Below are 18,091 nucleotides of genomic sequence, written 5' to 3' on the forward strand. Positions count from 1 at the left end.
CGGCGAGCGCAGCAAAATAAAAACGCTTTACGACATATGTCGTACAAAACATCGTCAAAAACCGCGCGTATCGCGCCTAATTATTTACTTTTGTAGCTCAAACAGGTTTCAACTTCTTCTTTTGAACCTATTAGCACTGGCACGCGCTGATGTATTTCTGTTGGCATAACTTCAAGAATACGTCCATCACCGGTATCAGCTAAACCACCTGCTTGCTCCATAAGGAACGCCATTGGGTTTGCTTCATAAAGTAGGCGAAGTTTACCTGGCTTTGCAGGGTCGCGTTTATCGTAGGGATACATGAAAATACCACCACGACATAACAAACGGTGAATATCACCTACCATGGCCGCCACCCAGCGCATGTTGTAATTTTTACCACGAGGACCCTCTTCACCTGCTAGAAGGTCATTGATGTAGCTTTGCATCGACGGTTCCCAATGGCGCTGATTTGACGCGTTAATTGAGAACTCTTTGGTTTGCTCGGGCACTTTTACATTGGGATGGGTTAAAAGGAAACCACCGTGGGTTTTATCCAAGGTATAAATGTGAGTACCACGGCCTGTCGTTAGCGCAAGCATAGTAGATGGCCCGTACAATACGTAACCCGCCGCAACCATTTGCGTACCCGGTTGCAAAAATGCAGAAGGATCGTTTGGCTCCATCCACTGAGGTGCATGTGTAATCGAGAAAATAGTACCGATCAGGCTGTTAATTTCGGTATTAGATGATCCATCAAGTGGGTCAAAGCTCACTAGGTAGTTACCGTCAGGGTTACAACCCACTACGTCATCCTCTTCTTCTGAAGAGATAGCTTTAACGTAACCAGATTCACTTAAAATATCTTTAAGGATTTGGTTTGAGATAACATCTAGCTTTTTCTGTGTTTCGCCTTGTACGTTTTCAGACAGGGTCGAACCAAGTACGCCGGCCAATGCGCCCTGACTGACGCGGAAAGATATTTCTTTACAGCCTGCTAAAAGTGTACGAATAAGAAGGATGAGTTCTAACGGGGCACCGTCGTTCTGCAGTTGTGAATTTAAACGTTTCATCGTGTGGTTAAGCCTTTTTGTGGGTGTAGGGTAACAACCAATCAAGCGTCAGTATTTCCTTACCTCTTTGCGAAACCAACAATACAAACCGTGTAGGAAAAGTTTGTATACAATCACAAAGGTTGACCACTTTTGACTGATTGCGTGAGCAACTTTGCACTCACCTAGTGATTGTAACCGCCTTTTGCACTAAGTGAAACCAATCTCACACACAACATACCAGCCTATTCGCGCCGTCCTCAGCTTCTGTTAAAGTAGGCGCAAATCGCGGTAAAAATAACGAGATAGATACATGCACATACATATACTGGGTATTTGTGGCAGTTTTATGGGTGGTATTGCAGCTATTGCAAAATCCCTAGGTCACAAGGTGACAGGTTCAGATACCAATGTTTACCCTCCCATGAGTACACAGTTGGAAAACTTAGGTATTGCTCTCACCCAAGGTTACGATTCGGCTCAGTTTGACCCAGCGCCAGATATGGTCGTGATTGGCAATGCAATGTCACGAGGCAACCCTGCAGTTGAGTATGTACTGAACCGCAACTTGCCTTATACAAGCGGCCCTCAATGGTTGTTAGATAATCTATTAAAAGATCGCTGGGTGATTGGTCTATCAGGCACTCATGGCAAAACAACTACCAGTAGTATGGTGGCGTGGATACTTGAGTTTGCGGGGCTTAATCCCGGCTTTTTGATTGGCGGTGTACCTGAAAACTTTGGTGTATCAGCCCGTATCGGAAAAAGTCCCTTCTTTGTTATCGAGGCCGATGAATACGACAGTGCGTTTTTTGACAAGCGTTCTAAATTTGTTCACTACCGACCAAAGACACTTGTTATCAACAATTTAGAATTTGATCACGCGGATATTTTTGCCAATCTTGAGGCCATTCAAACCCAGTTTCACCATTTGGTGAGAATGGTGCCGCAAACTGGCCTTATTCTTTATCCTGAACAAGAACAAGCCATTGTGGAAACCCTGGAAAAAGGCTGCTGGAGCGAATGCCAAACTCTGGGGGTTGACTGGACAGCCAAGCGTATTGAGGCGGATGGCAGCGTTTTTGAAGTGATTCACAAGGGTGAAGCTGTGGGTACTGTGCACTGGTCATTAATTGGAGAACACAATATCAATAACGGACTTATGGCTATTGCTGCCGCGCACCATGCAGGTGTAACGCTTAGCGACGCTATAGCAGCATTGAGTTCGTTTAAAAATGTTAAACGTCGTATGGAAACCAAGGAAACGTTGGCGGCATCACGGTTTATGACGACTTTGCCCACCACCCCACGGCCATTGAAACTACCCTAAAAGGCCTCAGAAACCGTGTAGGTAATCAGCGTATTCTCGCCGTGCTAGAACCCCGTTCAAACACAATGAAGATGGGTGTTCACCAACACAGTCTTGCTCAGTCTTGGCAAAACGCGGATCAAGTATACCTGTATGAACCGCCGGGCATGGATTGGTCACTGGAAGAGGCCGCAAAAGGCAGTAAAGTACCCACAAGCTGCTATAACAAGGTAGAGGACATCGTTCAGCAACTAAAGGTGATCGCGCAACCTCAAGATCACATATTAGTCATGAGTAATGGTGGTTTCGAAGGTATCCATCAACGTATTTTAGATGCACTTGCCGAGGACAAAGGCTAAATGAAGCATGACAAACAAGTAACACTGGCCATCACAGGGGCGTCTGGCGCTCCCTATGCACTGACGTTGATGCAGTCATTAGTTAATGCAGATTACCAAATCTACGTATTGATATCGTCCGCGGCAAAAGTGGTATTTGCCACTGAGGAAAACTTAAAAATTCCCGCAAGACCCTCTGATGCTGCAGCATTTTTTACCGAACGTTGTAACGCTAAGCCCGAGCAGATTAAGGTGTTTGGCAAAGACGAGTGGTTTTCTCCTGTGGCGTCTGGTTCAGCAGCCCCATCGAAAATGGTGGTCTGCCCCTGCTCTACAGGGACGCTTTCTGCGATTGCCGTAGGTGCCAGTGATAACCTCATTGAGCGTGCCGCAGATGTGGTCATTAAAGAACGAGGACAACTCATTCTTGTCACTCGCGAGATGCCATTGTCGTCTATACATTTAGAAAACATGCTTAAGCTGTCACAAATTGGTGCCACTATAATGCCTGCATCACCGGGTTTTTATCACAATCCTGAGAGCGTTCAAGACCTTGTAGATTTTGTTATTGCAAGGGTACTAGACCATTTGGGCGTTGAACAAAGCCACGTGGCCCGTTGGGGATACCAAACAAGTAAACACAAAGAGAGTCAATAATGTTTCGGATTCGACAGAACACTATAAAGTTATTATTGGGTGCAGCGCTAAGTACGCTTGTTGCATCGCCAGTATGGGCGTGGGGACAAACCGGCCACCGTGTAACTGGTGCTATTGCACAACAGTACTTGAGCCCTCTAAGCCATGCTGCATTAATGGATCTTCTGCCCAGCCGTTCATTGGCTCGAGCATCTACCTATGCTGATGAAATGCGATCTAACCCCTCTGAATTTTGGCAAAAAACGGCATCGCCATGGCACTACGTATCGGTACCTGAAGGGAAACATTATCATGAGGTAGGTGCACCAAAGGAAGGTGATGCAGTAACGGCTTTGGCTGCATTTACCGAAACGCTTAAAAGCGACTCTGCGAGCGTTGAAGATAAGCAATTAGCCCTACGCTTTATTGTGCATATTATCGGCGATTTACACCAACCATTACACGCTGGTAATGGTACTGACCGCGGGGGTAACGACGTGAAGGTGCGCTTTTTCTGGCAAGACTCTAACCTTCACCGAGTATGGGATTCACAAATGCTCGACAATCGCCAGTTGTCCTACACCGAATGGACAAACTGGCTAACAAAATCAATTACTGCTGAAGATATTCGCGCGTGGGACAGTACAGACCCCCTCGTATGGATTACTGAAAGCACAGAAATACGTGACACCATTTATCCCGAAGATGCTAACAGAATGTCGTACGACTACTTATACGATCACCTACCAACCGCAGAAAAGCGTCTTAAGATGGCAGGCATTCGTATCGCGTTGTACTTGAATCGAGTATTCGAAGAAGCTAACCAATAAGCAAGAGTAACCGGGGCTGGCTCAGCCCCAGCGTTCGTGCATTTTCTATCAGTCGATATCCAAAGGCTCAGGAGAGAGAATAACACCTGTACTATCGGCGTAGAGGTGGTCTTCTGGCAAAAACGTCACTCCCCCGAAGTTTACGGGTATATCTACGTCGCCAGTGCTTTCACTTTCAGCATTCACGGGGATCGTTGAAACGGCAAGTAAACCAATATCCATATCCACAAGAGTATCAACCTCTCTCACACTACCGTAACAAACAATACCTTCCCAATCGTTATCAATAGCGAGCTGCAATGATGCGCTGTCGATGAGCGCTCTACGCGTAGAGCCACCACCGTCAATCAACAATACTTTACCTTCTCCGGATTGGGCTAATACGCGGTCAATCAATCCACGGTCTTCGTAGCACTTGATGGTGGTAATTTCTCCGCCAAACGAGTAGCGACCACCGTAGCTCGCAAAAATTGGGTCAACCACGTCGACGCTATCTGCAAACAAGTCGCATAATTCGGAAGTGTTGTAATCCATTGTATTGCCTTACCTTTGCCTAACTGAACTTAAAAACTGCAACAATTACAGTGTGTAATATGCTGGTGCTACACACAAAAACTGTGAGAAGTGACATACGCTCTGTGAACTAGCATAGCACTTATTCAAGAGTTTAAAACTGTTACTTATCTAGGATATTAAATTTACGTAACTCTCTGAAAAATAACGTGCAAAAATATCCACCCGATCTTCTTTACACGGTGGCTGTCACAAAGGTTTCTTTTTTTGTAACAGGAGGGTCACAGTCGCCTTTTAGCCTATTTATTAATCAAGGTTAATGGGCGTAAATCACGTGCTATTAAAATCATTTACGAAATATGACACAGAGCTTTTTTACTTTCTGTATCGCCTTACAGTAAAACGAGACTGTAGGAGCATCATCTGGCTGTCTAAAAACCGGCGACGGGTATCTCTATTTCGTGATCGGCATGTTATTGTGGGCTTTCGAGCCTCAACACGGTGAGCTCTTTTTGTACACAGCACTCATGGCGTACGCACTGGAGCTACCCGTTTATGTTGTGCTTAAAAAGATGTTCAAACGCCCACGACCTTGCGACTTCTTAGTTAACTTAACTGCACACGTCACGCCTTCTGATAAGTTTTCATTGCCTTCCGGTCATACCGCCGCAGCATGGTTAATGGCGAGTATCGTCGCCCATTATTATCCACCTTTCGCACTACTTGCTTACAGCTGGGCAGCCCTTATTGGCCTGTCTCGTGTATTGCTTGGGGTTCACTATCCTTCTGACGTGCTCGCCGGTACTGCACTTGGCGTCACGATAGCTTCTTTGAGTATTTCCATTCTGGGGTAACATGAAATTATTGTATGGCGTGCAAGGGACCGGCAACGGTCATATTGCTCGCGCAAGAATTATGGCTGCGGCGCTGGCCCAGCGAGATGATATTGACGTGGATTTCGTTTTTACTGGCAGAGATCCTGAAAAATACTTCGACATGGATGTATTTGGTGACTACCGAACGTTTTCTGGCTTGAGTTTTATCACCAAGCATGGGCGGGTAGACCAATGGCAAACCGTGAAGCAGGCTAATGTTACTGCGCTATTTCGCGATATTCGCCAATTTGACACGTCTAAATACGATTTGATGGTTAACGATTTTGAGCCAGTCACTGCATGGGCGGCTAGACGACAAAAACTACCATCCATTTCAATTAGCCATCAGGCATCTTTTTCTTATGACGTACCCAAGTCTGGCGACACTATTCTAGACAAGCTACTGATGCGTACATTTGCTCCCACCGATGTGCAGCTTGGTGTGCATTGGTACCACTTTGGGCATCCTATTGTGCCGCCATTCGTGGCAGATAAGCCGGCGACAGTAGCGAGTAATCAGCATGTCTTAGTGTACTTACCTTTTGAAGACGTTAACGACGTTCAACAAATGTTAGAACCTCTCAGCGACCAACAATTTCAGTGCTTTCACCCTGAGATAAAAGAAGCGCGTGATTGTGGCCATATTCAATGGCACCCTACGTCAAAAGTACATTTTCAGAAAGCACTGCAGCACTGTAGTGGTGTTATTGCTAACGGCGGCTTTGAATTATCCAGTGAAGCGCTGCACTTAGGTAAAAAACTTTTAATAAAGCCATTACACGGACAATTTGAACAACTATCCAATGTACTCACGTTGAATCAACTTGATCTTTGCCAAACACTGTTCCAGCTCGATACGGATATTGTTGAAGAATGGCTCGAATCGCCGGACATAGAACGCATCGAATTTCCAGACGATCCAACACCACTGATAGACTGGCTCAAAAAAGGGGATTTGCACGACACAAAAACCCTCTGCGAAACCCTTTGGAAACACGTTAAATACGGCGATAAAACACGCTCGCGATTATTGTCTCTTGCAATTTAATCCCGCAATGCGATGATAACGGCATTCTATGAAGTTATCGCTGGAATTGCTGTGCTAAAAAAATGTGTTGCTTGCCTCTTTTTCACTCTATTTTTAGGTGGATGTGGATACAAAGGGGCATTGTACATTCCACCTGAAAGTGAGCTTTCTGAACCAGACGTTCAAGCCACCAAGCAAGAAGATGCACAGCAATCGCTTGCACCCATGCCTAGGGATTCGTAAACGTGGATTTTTTTGATTACAAAGACGGACAGTTATTTGCCGAAGATGCTGCAGTGAGAGACATTGCGGCAACGCACGGCACGCCGCTATATATTTATTCTCGCGCCACTTTAGAGCGCCATTGGCACGCTTTTAATGACGCTATTGGTGATCACCCGCATCTTATTTGTTACGCCGTAAAAGCAAACTCAAATTTAGGTGTACTGAGTACATTAGCAAAACTAGGTTCTGGCTTTGATATTGTATCAGGCGGCGAACTTGCTCGTGTTATTGCAGCAGGTGGTGATCCGAGCAAAGTCGTATTCTCAGGCGTAGGCAAAACCTCAAAAGAAATTCGCTACGCATTAGAGCAAGGCATTCATTGTTTTAACGTAGAATCAGAGCCCGAACTACACCGTATCAATGCAGTGGCAGAGAGCATGAGCACCACGGCGTCGATTTCATTGCGTATCAACCCTGATGTAGATGCTAAAACCCACCCGTATATCTCAACTGGATTAAAAGCGAATAAATTCGGTATTTCTCGCGAACGAGCGCTTGAGACTTATGAGCTTGCAGCGTCGCTAAGTCACTTAAACGTTGTAGGGATGGACTGTCATATCGGCTCACAACTTACCGACATAGACCCATTTGTTGATGCATTAGAGCGTCTATTGGTATTGATTGACGAATTGGCTGAGCGCGATATTCATATCAAGCACTTAGATGTTGGTGGCGGCCTTGGTGTGACATACGACAATGAAACACCGCCTCATCCCAAAGCTTACGCACAAGCAATGGCTGAAAAGATGCAAGGTCGAGAGCACCTCAAACTCATTTTAGAACCCGGTCGCGCTATTGCGGCAAACGCAGGTATTTTGGTCACCGAGGTAGAATTTATTAAGCAAGGCGAAGAAAAGAACTTCGCAATTGTTGATGCAGCAATGAATGACATGTTGCGTCCGTCGCTTTATTCAGCATGGCAGAAGATCATTCCTGTGAGTCAAACGTCTAGCGCTGAAGCTAAGACTTATGATGTTGTTGGGCCTGTCTGCGAAACCGGTGATTTTCTTGGAAAAGATCGTGAACTCGCTGTTGAAGCAGGTGATTTACTCGCTGTTAGAAGTGCCGGTGCGTACGGTTTTGTGATGGCATCTAACTACAACAGTCGATGCCGTCCTGCAGAAGTGTTAGTTGATGGCGATAATGCGATTCTCGTTCGTGAAAGAGAATCATTGGATTCACTGTGGGCAGGCGAGCATACCGTTTAGTTGGCAGAGCAATAGGAAAAAGAAACCGGTTCGATGCAAGTTCAATTTTCAAAAATGCACGGTCTTGGGAACGACTTCATGGTCATTGATAATGTGACCCAGAATGTTTACTTCTCAAAAGATAAAATTCTTCAACTCGCCAATAGAAATTTTGGCATCGGGTTCGATCAGCTATTAATGGTTGAACCGCCCTACGACCCAGAGCAAGATTTTCACTATCGCATTTTTAATGCGGATGGTTCAGAAGTTGAACAGTGCGGTAATGGTGCAAGGTGTTTTGCCCGTTTTGTTAAGCAAAAAGGCTTGATTAACCGCAATAAAATTGTGGTGAGCACCAAAGCGGGAAAAATGGTCCTGTATCTTGAAAAAGACGGCCAAGTAACGGTAAATATGGGTAAGCCCAATTTTGAACCTGCGCAAATCCCATTAAAAGCTAACAAGAAAGAGAACACCTACATTTTACGGGTGGAAGACAAAACACTTTTCTGCGGTGCAGTTTCCATGGGCAACCCCCATTGTGTGATAGAAGTGGATGACGTAGACACTACTGAAGTGCTCACTATAGGCCCAAAAGTGGAAAAGCATGAACGCTTCCCCGAAGGCGTTAATGTGGGTTTTATGCAAATTATTAATGACAGTCATATTCGCCTTCGCGTGTTTGAACGAGGTACAGGTGAAACCCTTGCTTGCGGTAGCGGTGCGTGTGCTGCGGTGGCAGTAGGTCAACTTCAAGGTAAGTTAAGTAAGGACGTTCGTGTAGACCTACCGGGCGGAACACTTCGGATTCGATGGCCTGGCAATGACAATGTATTGAAAATGACTGGGCCAGCAGAACACGTTTACGATGGACAGCTAAACCTATGAGTAATTTCTCAGAGCATAAAAATAATACCCTGCTAGATAGCCAGCCTGATGACTACTCCTTAAGTGCAGAAGAAGTAAGTGAATACCTACTTACAAATCCAGACTTCTTTACTAAGCACCCCGAGGTTACTGAAAAGTTAGTCATCCCTCACACACAAAAAGGCAGTGTGTCGCTGGTAGAAATACAAGGTGAGTTACTGCGTAAAAAGACACGTCAGTTAAACTATAAGCTCAACCAACTGGTAACCATTGCTAAGCAAAACGAAAAATTTACCGCGTGTATACTGACTTAAATGTTCAGCTGTTACGCTGTAAAAGTGTAGCTGAGGTTCAATACACATTAGAAGATGTTCTCCAAGAAAGACTCCAATTGTCGTGTGCCGTCATCAAGAGTTTTAAAGGCCCGCATGCAATCCCTGAGTTACAACAACGACTCTTTACCGAAAAACGTTTTCAATCAGAAACCTTCTTTTTTGGACGTCTCTCCCAACATGAACGCCAGCTGTTGTTCAGTGAACAAGCCGCAGAATCTGTAGCCCTAATGCTATTGGGAGATAACAAAGACTTGGGTATTCTTGCTATAGGAAGCGCAGATCCGTCTCACTTCACACCTGATATGGATACTCTGCTGTTACAACAGCTTCAGCAGGTTTTAAATATCATATTGCCCCCAATGATGGGCTATTAAGCGCATTGTGAATAATGCCTCAATGCTGTCTGAAAACTGCCAGTTGTGGCTCGACAAATTCAGTCAGCATTTACGCGTAGAGCGCGGTTTATCAGAACACACCATCAGTAATTATCGTCGACAGCTCACTGAAGTTGCCAAAACACTCGGCATACAAGAATGGGCTGAAGTGACCCCTTCAGATGTGAAGCGGGTGATGGGTACAGCGAAAATGGCAGGCAAAAAAGCCAACAGTATCGCATTAATGTTGTCAGCGCTCCGTACATTCAGCCAGTACCTTATCGATAATCAACAAAGAACAACTAACCCAGTGGAAGGCATACAGGCTCCCAAACAAGGGCGCCCTTTACCCAAAAATCTCACCGTAGATGCCATGAATCAATTGCTCGCCGATGAAAGTGACGAAGATATTCTGTGTAGAGACCAAGCCATGTTCGAATTGCTTTACGGCTGCGGATTACGATTGAGCGAACTCACCGGCTTAAATGTTGAGGATTGCCTTAGCGATGGCACGGTAAGAGTGACAGGTAAGGGAAACAAAGCCAGAATACTACCACTGGGAAAACAAGCGCAAAAAGCACTGACAGCTTGGTTAAAAATACGAGGTCAGCACGCATCACCCTATGAAAATGCCGTGTTTGTGAGTAAACGCCGAACGCGGATCTCCAATCGGCAGGTAGCCAACCGATTGAATGCCATGGCGATGCAGCAGAACATTAATCAGAAAGTAAGCCCCCATAAACTGCGCCATTCCTTCGCAACCCACGTATTAGAATCAAGTGGGGACCTACGTGCGGTTCAAGAGCTGTTAGGCCACGCGAATTTGTCCACCACTCAGGTGTATACCCACCTAGATTTTCAACACTTAGCCAAGGTATATGATCAAGCCCACCCACGGGCACAAAAGAAAAAATAGAGGCATTTATTTTCATGCGATTCTACCGACCCTTTTCTCCCGTTCACGCGTTCACCTTCGACCTTGACGACACCCTGTACAATAACGGACCTTACATTCGTCATGCTGATGCTGTACTCAAAGCTTACATAGCAGAACACTTTGAACACGCCTCGAAGCTCTCGCCACAGGATTGGTTTGCCATAAGAAAAGAAGTCATCACCGAAACACCTACCTATGCCTACGACATGGGAAAGCTAAGAATGGCAGTGTTACGAGTCGCACTGAAACAAGACGTGCAAGGAGAAGACAACGAAACGGCGGCTAAAGCTTGCTTTGATTGTTTTTATCACGCTAGAAGTGATTTTACCCTAGACCAAAACACGCTTGATTTATTAGAACGCCTCAGTAAATCAGCTCCCCTATTAGGTATTACCAATGGCAACGTAGATTGCGACCAGATAGGTATTCGAAAGTATTTTGTCGACGTGTATCACGCCAGCACCACACGCCCTTCCAAACCCCATCACGCCATGTTCGATGAAGCTGCCAACGCCCTATCACTCCCAGCACATCACATTTTGCACGTGGGTGATTGTTTGAAAAACGACGTTTACGGTGCCGTAAACGCCGGTTATCAGGCCGCTTGGTACGCATTTAACCGTCCCATGGCTCTGACTAACGAGCGCGTAAAAGTCTTGCCTCATGTGGCGCTTGATAACCTCAATGAATTAACGAGCTTTATTGAATAAAGTAGCTAATTACCTAGTTGGTATCTGAACAACCATGAGCTTTCACCCCCGAATCACCTATGCTTTGTTAGCACTTGGCACTGTGTTGCTTGGCCTTTTTTCTCGCTCTAGTGTACTTGAGCATAATCACTTCATTGTGATGTACGTGGGCGACTCGCTGTGGGCGTTATTAGTGTATTGGTTAGTCCGATTTTTACTACCAAAAAAGAGTTACTGGCTAAGCGCCATTGTTGCCTTACTGTTTTCGTTCTCAATTGAAGTTTCTCAGCTCTATCAGGCGGATTGGATTAATGCTATTCGTCATACTAGGCTAGGCGGTTTAGTGCTTGGGTTTGGTTTTCAATGGACGGATTTAGTGGCATATTCGGTTGGTATAGCGTTTGGTGCGACACTGGATTACCCATTGCGCAATGGGAGTAAGGAATCCAAGACATGATGGAGCCAGTGGCAAGAATTAAAGTTGATTCTCCTAGCCCTTTGAATGGTAGCATTCGCTTTGATCTGACTAAGATGCTATGGAATCTAGGCATTATTTTGACTGCAATTATATTAGGGCCTCTGACGTTTAATCTAAGTTCCTTCGTTATATTTGTGGTTATGACCTACTTATTTTTGATGATAGGTCATAGCGTGGGCATGCATCGAATGATGATCCATAGAACGTTTAGTGCCAATAGGTTTGTTAGGTGTACGCTAATATATGTAGGGGTTCTAGTGGGAATGTCAGGACCTTACGGAATAATTAGGATCCATGACATTAGAGATTGGGCGCAGAGAAAACCTACATGCCACGACTTTTTCTCACACAAACGGAGCTTTACCCAAGACTTGTGGTGGCAGTTAACGTCAAAATTTGAATTTACACATCCACCTGAATTGGCCATAGAGCGCCTCTACCGAGACGATAAGTTTTTGGCTTTCTGCGATAAAACATGGATGCTCCACCAACTACCCATCGCCATTATTCTTTATTATTTTGGTGGCTGGTCATTTGTGGTGTGGGGAGTGTTTGTACGTATTTCAGTGAGTATTCTTGGTCATTGGACGATAACCTACTTCTGTCATAACCCCGGCGTACAAAGATGGCTGGTTAAAGGAGCGGCAGTTCAAGCGTCTAATATTCGTGGATTAGGCCTTCTGACTTACGGTGAATGCTGGCACAACAATCATCATGCATTTCCTGAATCTGCAAAGATAGGATTAGACAAAGGCCAATGGGATCCATCTTGGTGGTTTATTGTGCTCCTCAAAAAGTTTAATTTGGTTTATGGCGTAAAGTTACCTCGAGACAAAACGCTTAGGGATGATTTGATAGAGTGCAAGTAACACAAGTCTTGTTGCATATGAAAAAGAGTATATATCAATGGACACTATCGCGATTATAGGTGGAGGGATTGGTGGCTTAGCCAGCGCTATTCTTCTCGCGAGAAAAGGCTTCCATGTTTCAGTGTTCGACAAAGCGGCTACTCCACAACCGGTAGGAGCAGGATTTCTGCTTCAACCACCTGGGCAAGCTGTATTGCAAAAATTGGGGGTACTCGACAGTGTTCTAAAATATGCAGTTCCCATAAGCGGATTACAATCAAAAACGGTATCAGGGCGTACTGTCCTAGACCTCGATTATTCCGCACTAAAGACCCCTTCTTACACTGGGTTAGGGGTTCAAAGAAATGATATCTACCAGGCCTTGCTATCGAAAGTATTAAGCACGGATAGAATCAAGTTTCACTGGGGCAATGAAGTCACCCAATGCATGCCAGAGGTAAGTAAAGTAACCATAGTTTCCAACAACGAAAAACACGACTTCGATCTATGTATATTATCTTCGGGAGCCAATAGCATTCTGGCTTATGAGCACTTTAGTGGCAGAATCCATCGTCCTTATGGTTGGGGTTGTCTGTGGACAACCATCGATTTACCTCAGAGCCTAGCACCGAATATCCTTCATCAAAGATGTAAAGGTTCAAGTAAGATGATGGGGATCCTTCCTGTGCAAAACATAGACGGAAACTACCAAGCCGCTTTGTATTGGAGTATGAAGTCTTCTGATATCGATGGCATAAACGGTAATAATTTCGGCGCTGTAAAGAACGAGATTGAACAGTTCTGGCCCGATGCTAAACAATCCATAGCCTCTCTACAATTTCACGACTTTATTTCTGCGAAATACAACGACGTTTGGACACCAAAACCCTATAACAATCGATTGGTAGCACTGGGGGATATTTGTCACGCCACTAGCCCACAATTGGGTCAAGGTTGCACTATGGCATTGTTAGACGCGTGGGTATTATCGATGCAACTAAATCAAAATGATGACCTACTCTTAGCGTCGCTCGACAACTGGTGGGCAATAAGACGAAATCAATTAGCTTACGTTCGCCACCTAAGCAAACTATTAACTCCATTATTTCAATCTGATAGTAAAGCACTGTCACTATTTCGCGACTGGTTAATGGCACCGATTGGACGCCTACCTTTATTCAATAACCTGCAGCTCAGTACGTTAGCATCAGACGTATTCTTGAACAAAGCTGAACTAAAGCTCCACTAATAAAACGACTCTCTAAATTTAATTGAATATATTTTTGCATGGTTTAAACCTTCCCGCATCGAACTGCTACTAACCTTGTAATTGAACGCGCACAGAATGGAAAACACCATGAAATCAACACTATTAAAATCTGCTCTACCTTTTGCCGTTATCGCTTTAGCTTCCGCTTTTTCTGCAACCGCAGAAAACATTGAACAACAAATGGATGTTCCGATGGGCGGTACTTTAGATTTGCGCACCGATGCGGGGTCTATTGAAATTCGCACCCATAATCAACCTTATGCGGTAATCGAAGTTGATGTACGAGGTCGTGACCAAGAAGACTTTGAAGTCGTCACCCAAATGCGTGGTGACACGTTAGAGGTTATCGGCGAAGTCGAATCTAACAACTGGAACAGAAGTCTACAGGTAAAGTTTGAGATTACTGTGCCTGAAGATTTTAACATTGAAGTGGACACGGCAGGGGGCTCAATCAGCATTGATGATCTAGAGGGCAACATTGACGCTCGTACCTCCGGTGGTTCAATTCAAGTAGGTGAGGTACATGGTGAAGTTGAACTACATACTTCAGGCGGCTCCATAAAAACCGAAGCTATATACGGTCCGCTTAATGCACACACTTCTGGTGGTAGTATTCGCGCCACTTTTGCAGAACAATTGACAGAAGACGCCTCGTTAGAAACATCCGGCGGCTCAATCACAGCATACTTAATTAAAGACATTCAGGTAGACATTAACGCATCTACCGGTGGAGGTTCAGTACGCACTGACTTTGACATTGATGGCCGAGTTAAAAAGCAATCTATCAAAGGTGAAATTAACGGCGGTGGCCCAGAACTGGACCTACACACAAGTGGCGGAAGCGTAAACATTCGGTCACTGTAAAAGCCTGAGTATACGCGAAATACGAGTCAGCTAAGCGCCGTAGGTGATATGAACTACGGCGAGAGGGAGCGATGGACTTTTTATTGCACGCCGTAAACCCATCCTTGGGGGCTCGGCTTCGGCATCCATGCCTCAGACGGCTATAAAAAGTCCTTCGCTCCCTCTTCCAAGTACCATAAAACCTGTTGATTTAAACAACTAGCTATTTGCGTACAGAGGCTTTTTAATTTTCGCTATCTTCTAACACGTTTTGAAGCATTGATTCGCAGGGGCGATTGCAAACGGGGCGGCCAACGACTTTTGCAGGTACACCAACCACGGTGACATGCGCAGGTACACTGTTGAGAACTACACTTCCTGCACCCACTTTAGAGCCTTCGCCAATTTCGATATTGCCAAGAATTTTTGCCCCAGCACCTACCATGACCCCTTGACGAATCTTGGGGTGCCTGTCGCCAGATTCGTTACCCGTACCACCCAAGGTCACGCTTTGTAAAATCGATACGTTATCTTCTACTACAGCAGTTTCACCAATAACAATACCCGTGGCATGGTCGAACATGACGCCCTTACCGATTTGCGCGGCTGGATGAATATCAACACCAAAGGTTTCGGCAATACGACTTTGTAAAAACAGTGCCAATTGAAAGCGACCACGCTGCCATAAATAGTTAGCCAAACGATGCGCTTGAACCGCGTGAAATCCTTTAAAGTACAATAATGGAGTGAGTAGATCACTGACAGCAGCATCCCGTGCTACGGTGGCTTCAATATCTGCCACTGCCGCTTCAGTAATCTCTGGCTGCAACAAATAGGCTTCATCAAATACTTCGCGAATAGCCAACGCTGGCATAACATCATCGGCCATTTTATTGGAAAGAATGAAGCTTAAAGACGTTTCGAAGTTGTGGTGGGTCAAAATACACGCGTGAATATAGCTCGCCAATAACGGCTCACTCTCAGCCACTCGTTTTGCATTTTGCTTCAGAGATAACCAAAAATCATTCACTTGCGCGCTCGCTTGCATAATACCCTTCCAATAGTATAGCTGTAGGTTTAGCTAGATGGGGTTATAGACCGGAAATTCAACAAACAAATTTCTTCTGTACTATACCCTTTTGTACGGTAATGCGATCAGTTTACCCTAACTATTGCCTGTATAAATGCACAGTCAGCTGGCATAATAGCGCGCTTATCTTGAACATTTGAGAGGTTAATCAAACGATGGATGTATCACGACTGCTTGACGAGCTAAACGACAAACAACGTGAAGCGGTAGCTGCGCCTTTATCTAACATGCTGGTACTCGCCGGTGCAGGTAGTGGTAAAACTCGTGTTTTAGTACATCGCATTGCTTGGTTAATGGAAGTAGAAAACATCGCGCCCTTCTCTATTCTGGCGGTAACTTTCACAAACAAAGCCGCCAAAGAAATGCGTGGTCGTATTGAATCGCTGATGGGACAAAGTCTGCACAATATGTGGATCGGTACCTTTCATGGTTTGGCCCATCGTTTGTTACGCGCTCACCACGCAGAAGCCGGATTACCTGAAAACTTCCAAATTCTAGATTCCGACGACCAGTACCGTTTAATTCGCCGTGTGCTCAAAGCCATGAATTTGGACGAAAAACATTGGGCACCTCGTCAAGTGCAGTGGTACATCAATGGCAATAAAGACGAAGGGCTTCGTCCTCAGCACATAGAAACCCACGGCGATCACACCCAACAGAAAATGCGCGAGATTTACGCGGCCTATCAAGATGCATGTGATCGTTCTGGATTGGTCGATTTTGCTGAGTTATTGCTGCGTGCGCATGAACTCTGGGCGAAGAACCCCGAGGTATTAGCTCACTATCAACGTCGATTCCGCGCGGTATTGGTCGACGAATTCCAAGACACCAACAACATTCAATATGCTTGGCTTCGTATGTTGTGTAGTGGTGACAAGAATAACATTATGATTGTGGGTGACGACGACCAATCTATTTATGGTTGGCGCGGTGCGAATGTAGATAATATTCAACACTTTTTAAAAGACTTCGAATCACCCAGCACGGTGTGCCTTGAGCAAAACTATCGTTCTACAGGTACCATTCTAAAAGCCGCCAATACGGTTATCGACAATAACCAAGGACGTTTGGGTAAAGAATTGTGGACTGATGGCACTGATGGCGATCCAATATCGGTATACGCAGGCTTTAACGAGCTTGATGAGGCTCGTTTTATTGTGTCTAAAATCAAGCAATGGCTCGATCAAGGTAACGCCTTATGCGACACCGCGATTTTATACCGAAATAACGCTCAATCTCGCGTTCTGGAAGAAGCCTTACTTCACGAAGGTTTAGCGTATCGCATTTATGGCGGACTTCGTTTCTTCGAACGTCAAGAAATCAAAGACGCTCTTGGCTATCTACGCATGGTTAATCACCCTCATGACGATGCCGCCTTTGAGCGTGTGGTGAATACGCCTAGCCGTGGTATGGGTGAGAAAACGCTGACCCAAATCCGTGAGGCCGCTCGAGCGCACAATTGTTCTATGTGGCAAGCCAGTCAGCTTTTGATTAACGAAGGCTCTCTGAAAGGCCGTGCTAAAACGGCACTAACCAACTTTGTTGCCGTTATTACCGACATGGAACAAAACATGGCAAATGAGGTACTGGAAGAACAAGCTGACATTGCTATTCGCCAGTCGGGATTATATGCCATGTATCAAGCTGAACGAGGCGAAAAAGCCCAAGCGCGATTAGAAAACTTGGAAGAATTGGTTACCGCATGTAAGCAGTTTGTCGTACCGGAAGATGCTGATGAGATGACACCCTTGGCTGCGTTTTTAGCCCATGCGTCTCTTGAAGCAGGGGAAACTCAAGCCAAAAGCGATCAAGACGCCGTGCAAATGATGACAATTCACACGGCTAAAGGTTTGGAGTTCCCATTAGTATTTATGGCCGGTGTTGAAGAGGGCATGTTCCCGAGTCAAATGACCAATGAAGAGCCCGGTCGCATGGAAGAAGAACGTCGCCTTTGTTACGTGGGCATGACACGCGCCATGCAAAAGCTTTACATTACCTACGCTGAAAGCCGCCGCTTATACGGCCAAGACAAGTATCACACGGCGTCTCGTTTTATTCGTGAGATTCCATCTGAGTGCGTTGAAGAAGTGCGACTTAAGTCCACCATTTCCCGCCCCGTTCACAATCGCTTTAGCCAAGCAACGGCTCATGCGTCCTTCGAAAACACCGGTTTTCAATTAGGGCAGCGAGTTTTACACCGAAAATTCGGCGAAGGTATAGTTCTCAATTATGAAGGCAGTGGCGATAATGCACGTGTGCAAGTAAACTTTGATGAGTTCGGCAGCAAATGGTTGGTGTTAGCCTACGCAAAACTCACACCGGCGTAATCGAA

16 protein-coding genes and 3 pseudogenes are annotated in these 18,091 nt (G+C 45.3%); 16 read left to right on the top strand and 3 right to left on the bottom strand.

Annotated features, from left to right (window positions below; genetic code table 11):
* Positions 1–80 precede the first annotated feature (80 nt).
* A complete protein-coding gene (locus EYS00_RS12225) occupies positions 81–1,052 on the bottom strand; it encodes a class 1 fructose-bisphosphatase (RefSeq protein WP_130636955.1) in 972 nt (323 codons plus the stop codon).
* Between the two features lie 292 nt (positions 1,053–1,344).
* Here EYS00_RS12225 and mpl point away from each other — a divergent pair.
* The 3 genes and pseudogenes from mpl to EYS00_RS12240 all read left to right on the top strand — a co-directional run bounded on the left by mpl (position 1,345) and on the right by EYS00_RS12240 (position 4,144).
* A pseudogene (mpl, locus tag EYS00_RS12230) lies at positions 1,345–2,699 on the top strand (UDP-N-acetylmuramate:L-alanyl-gamma-D-glutamyl-meso-diaminopimelate ligase).
* Positions 2,700–3,335, top strand: a complete 636-nt coding sequence (locus EYS00_RS12235; protein ID WP_130636957.1) for a flavin prenyltransferase UbiX — start codon at positions 2,700–2,702, stop codon at positions 3,333–3,335.
* Positions 3,335–4,144, top strand: a complete 810-nt coding sequence (locus EYS00_RS12240) for a S1/P1 nuclease (protein WP_130636959.1) — start codon at positions 3,335–3,337, stop codon at positions 4,142–4,144. Before EYS00_RS12235 ends, EYS00_RS12240 begins: the two co-directional genes overlap by 1 nt.
* A 48-nt stretch (positions 4,145–4,192) precedes the next feature.
* On the opposite strand, the gene rraA is transcribed toward EYS00_RS12240, so the two are convergent.
* Positions 4,193–4,678: a ribonuclease E activity regulator RraA gene (gene rraA / locus EYS00_RS12245; protein WP_130636962.1), complete on the bottom strand. Its 486-nt coding sequence runs from the start codon at positions 4,676–4,678 to the stop codon at positions 4,193–4,195.
* Between the two features lie 298 nt (positions 4,679–4,976).
* Here rraA and EYS00_RS12250 point away from each other — a divergent pair.
* The 12 genes and pseudogenes from EYS00_RS12250 to EYS00_RS12305 all read left to right on the top strand — a co-directional run bounded on the left by EYS00_RS12250 (position 4,977) and on the right by EYS00_RS12305 (position 14,690).
* Positions 4,977–5,511: pseudogene (locus EYS00_RS12250) on the top strand (phosphatase PAP2 family protein).
* A 1-nt stretch (position 5,512) separates the two neighbouring features.
* Complete coding sequence (locus tag EYS00_RS12255) at positions 5,513–6,580, top strand: MJ1255/VC2487 family glycosyltransferase (RefSeq protein WP_130636965.1); 1,068 nt, start codon at positions 5,513–5,515, stop codon at positions 6,578–6,580.
* Between the two features lie 12 nt (positions 6,581–6,592).
* Positions 6,593–6,802 carry a lipoprotein gene (locus EYS00_RS12260; RefSeq protein WP_130636967.1) on the top strand — a complete coding sequence of 70 codons (210 nt, stop codon included), beginning with the start codon at positions 6,593–6,595 and terminating at the stop codon, positions 6,800–6,802.
* Positions 6,803–6,804: 2 nt separating this feature from the next.
* On the top strand, positions 6,805–8,052 hold the full coding sequence (gene lysA / locus EYS00_RS12265) for a diaminopimelate decarboxylase (RefSeq protein WP_130636970.1): 1,248 nt from the start codon (positions 6,805–6,807) through the stop codon (positions 8,050–8,052).
* A 33-nt stretch (positions 8,053–8,085) separates the two neighbouring features.
* Positions 8,086–8,916, top strand: coding sequence for a diaminopimelate epimerase (dapF, locus tag EYS00_RS12270; RefSeq protein ID WP_130636972.1), 831 nt, complete (start codon positions 8,086–8,088; stop codon positions 8,914–8,916).
* Positions 8,913–9,604: pseudogene (locus tag EYS00_RS12275) on the top strand (DUF484 family protein). The gene dapF and the pseudogene EYS00_RS12275 overlap by 4 nt, the downstream one beginning before the upstream one ends.
* A gap of 22 nt (positions 9,605–9,626) precedes the next feature.
* Positions 9,627–10,520: a tyrosine recombinase XerC gene (gene xerC, locus EYS00_RS12280; protein ID WP_165399380.1), complete on the top strand. Its 894-nt coding sequence runs from the start codon at positions 9,627–9,629 to the stop codon at positions 10,518–10,520.
* 14 nt (positions 10,521–10,534) lie between these two features.
* The gene (locus EYS00_RS12285; RefSeq protein ID WP_130636976.1) at positions 10,535–11,251 is read left to right on the top strand and encodes an HAD-IA family hydrolase; all 717 of its coding nucleotides are present in this window, start codon (positions 10,535–10,537) and stop codon (positions 11,249–11,251) included.
* Positions 11,252–11,285: 34 nt separating this feature from the next.
* Entirely contained in the window at positions 11,286–11,687 is a 402-nt protein-coding gene (locus EYS00_RS12290; protein WP_130636978.1) for a DUF2809 domain-containing protein, read from the top strand.
* On the top strand, positions 11,684–12,577 hold the full coding sequence (locus tag EYS00_RS12295) for an acyl-CoA desaturase (RefSeq protein ID WP_130636980.1): 894 nt from the start codon (positions 11,684–11,686) through the stop codon (positions 12,575–12,577). Before EYS00_RS12290 ends, EYS00_RS12295 begins: the two co-directional genes overlap by 4 nt.
* Before the next feature lie 37 nt (positions 12,578–12,614).
* Complete coding sequence (locus EYS00_RS12300) at positions 12,615–13,805, top strand: NAD(P)/FAD-dependent oxidoreductase (RefSeq protein ID WP_130636982.1); 1,191 nt, start codon at positions 12,615–12,617, stop codon at positions 13,803–13,805.
* Between the two features lie 108 nt (positions 13,806–13,913).
* Positions 13,914–14,690, top strand: coding sequence for a DUF4097 family beta strand repeat-containing protein (locus EYS00_RS12305; protein WP_130636984.1), 777 nt, complete (start codon positions 13,914–13,916; stop codon positions 14,688–14,690).
* Positions 14,691–14,913: 223 nt separating this feature from the next.
* Here the strand turns inward: EYS00_RS12305 and cysE are convergent, their stop codons facing one another.
* Positions 14,914–15,717, bottom strand: a complete 804-nt coding sequence (gene cysE, locus EYS00_RS12310; protein ID WP_130636986.1) for a serine O-acetyltransferase — start codon at positions 15,715–15,717, stop codon at positions 14,914–14,916.
* A 197-nt stretch (positions 15,718–15,914) separates the two neighbouring features.
* Between cysE and uvrD the strand changes: the two genes are divergently transcribed.
* Positions 15,915–18,086 carry a DNA helicase II gene (gene uvrD / locus EYS00_RS12315; RefSeq protein ID WP_130636988.1) on the top strand — a complete coding sequence of 724 codons (2,172 nt, stop codon included), beginning with the start codon at positions 15,915–15,917 and terminating at the stop codon, positions 18,084–18,086.
* Positions 18,087–18,091: the final 5 nt, after the last annotated feature.

The organism is Alteromonas sp. KUL49 (assembly GCF_006538345.1).
Lineage (GTDB): Bacteria > Pseudomonadota > Gammaproteobacteria > Enterobacterales > Alteromonadaceae > Alteromonas.

Coding starts and splice junctions, on each gene's coding strand:
- uvrD (WP_130636988.1), top strand. CDS start 15,915: ATGGATGTATCACGACTGCTTGACGAGCTAAACGACAAACAACGTGAA.
- dapF (WP_130636972.1), top strand. CDS start 8,086: ATGCAAGTTCAATTTTCAAAAATGCACGGTCTTGGGAACGACTTCATG.
- EYS00_RS12225 (WP_130636955.1), bottom strand. CDS start 1,052: ATGAAACGTTTAAATTCACAACTGCAGAACGACGGTGCCCCGTTAGAA.
- rraA (WP_130636962.1), bottom strand. CDS start 4,678: ATGGATTACAACACTTCCGAATTATGCGACTTGTTTGCAGATAGCGTC.
- EYS00_RS12240 (WP_130636959.1), top strand. CDS start 3,335: ATGTTTCGGATTCGACAGAACACTATAAAGTTATTATTGGGTGCAGCG.
- EYS00_RS12300 (WP_130636982.1), top strand. CDS start 12,615: ATGGACACTATCGCGATTATAGGTGGAGGGATTGGTGGCTTAGCCAGC.
- xerC (WP_165399380.1), top strand. CDS start 9,627: ATGCTGTCTGAAAACTGCCAGTTGTGGCTCGACAAATTCAGTCAGCAT.
- EYS00_RS12295 (WP_130636980.1), top strand. CDS start 11,684: ATGATGGAGCCAGTGGCAAGAATTAAAGTTGATTCTCCTAGCCCTTTG.
- EYS00_RS12255 (WP_130636965.1), top strand. CDS start 5,513: ATGAAATTATTGTATGGCGTGCAAGGGACCGGCAACGGTCATATTGCT.
- EYS00_RS12235 (WP_130636957.1), top strand. CDS start 2,700: ATGAAGCATGACAAACAAGTAACACTGGCCATCACAGGGGCGTCTGGC.
- EYS00_RS12285 (WP_130636976.1), top strand. CDS start 10,535: ATGCGATTCTACCGACCCTTTTCTCCCGTTCACGCGTTCACCTTCGAC.
- EYS00_RS12290 (WP_130636978.1), top strand. CDS start 11,286: ATGAGCTTTCACCCCCGAATCACCTATGCTTTGTTAGCACTTGGCACT.
- EYS00_RS12305 (WP_130636984.1), top strand. CDS start 13,914: ATGAAATCAACACTATTAAAATCTGCTCTACCTTTTGCCGTTATCGCT.
- cysE (WP_130636986.1), bottom strand. CDS start 15,717: ATGCAAGCGAGCGCGCAAGTGAATGATTTTTGGTTATCTCTGAAGCAA.
- EYS00_RS12260 (WP_130636967.1), top strand. CDS start 6,593: ATGATAACGGCATTCTATGAAGTTATCGCTGGAATTGCTGTGCTAAAA.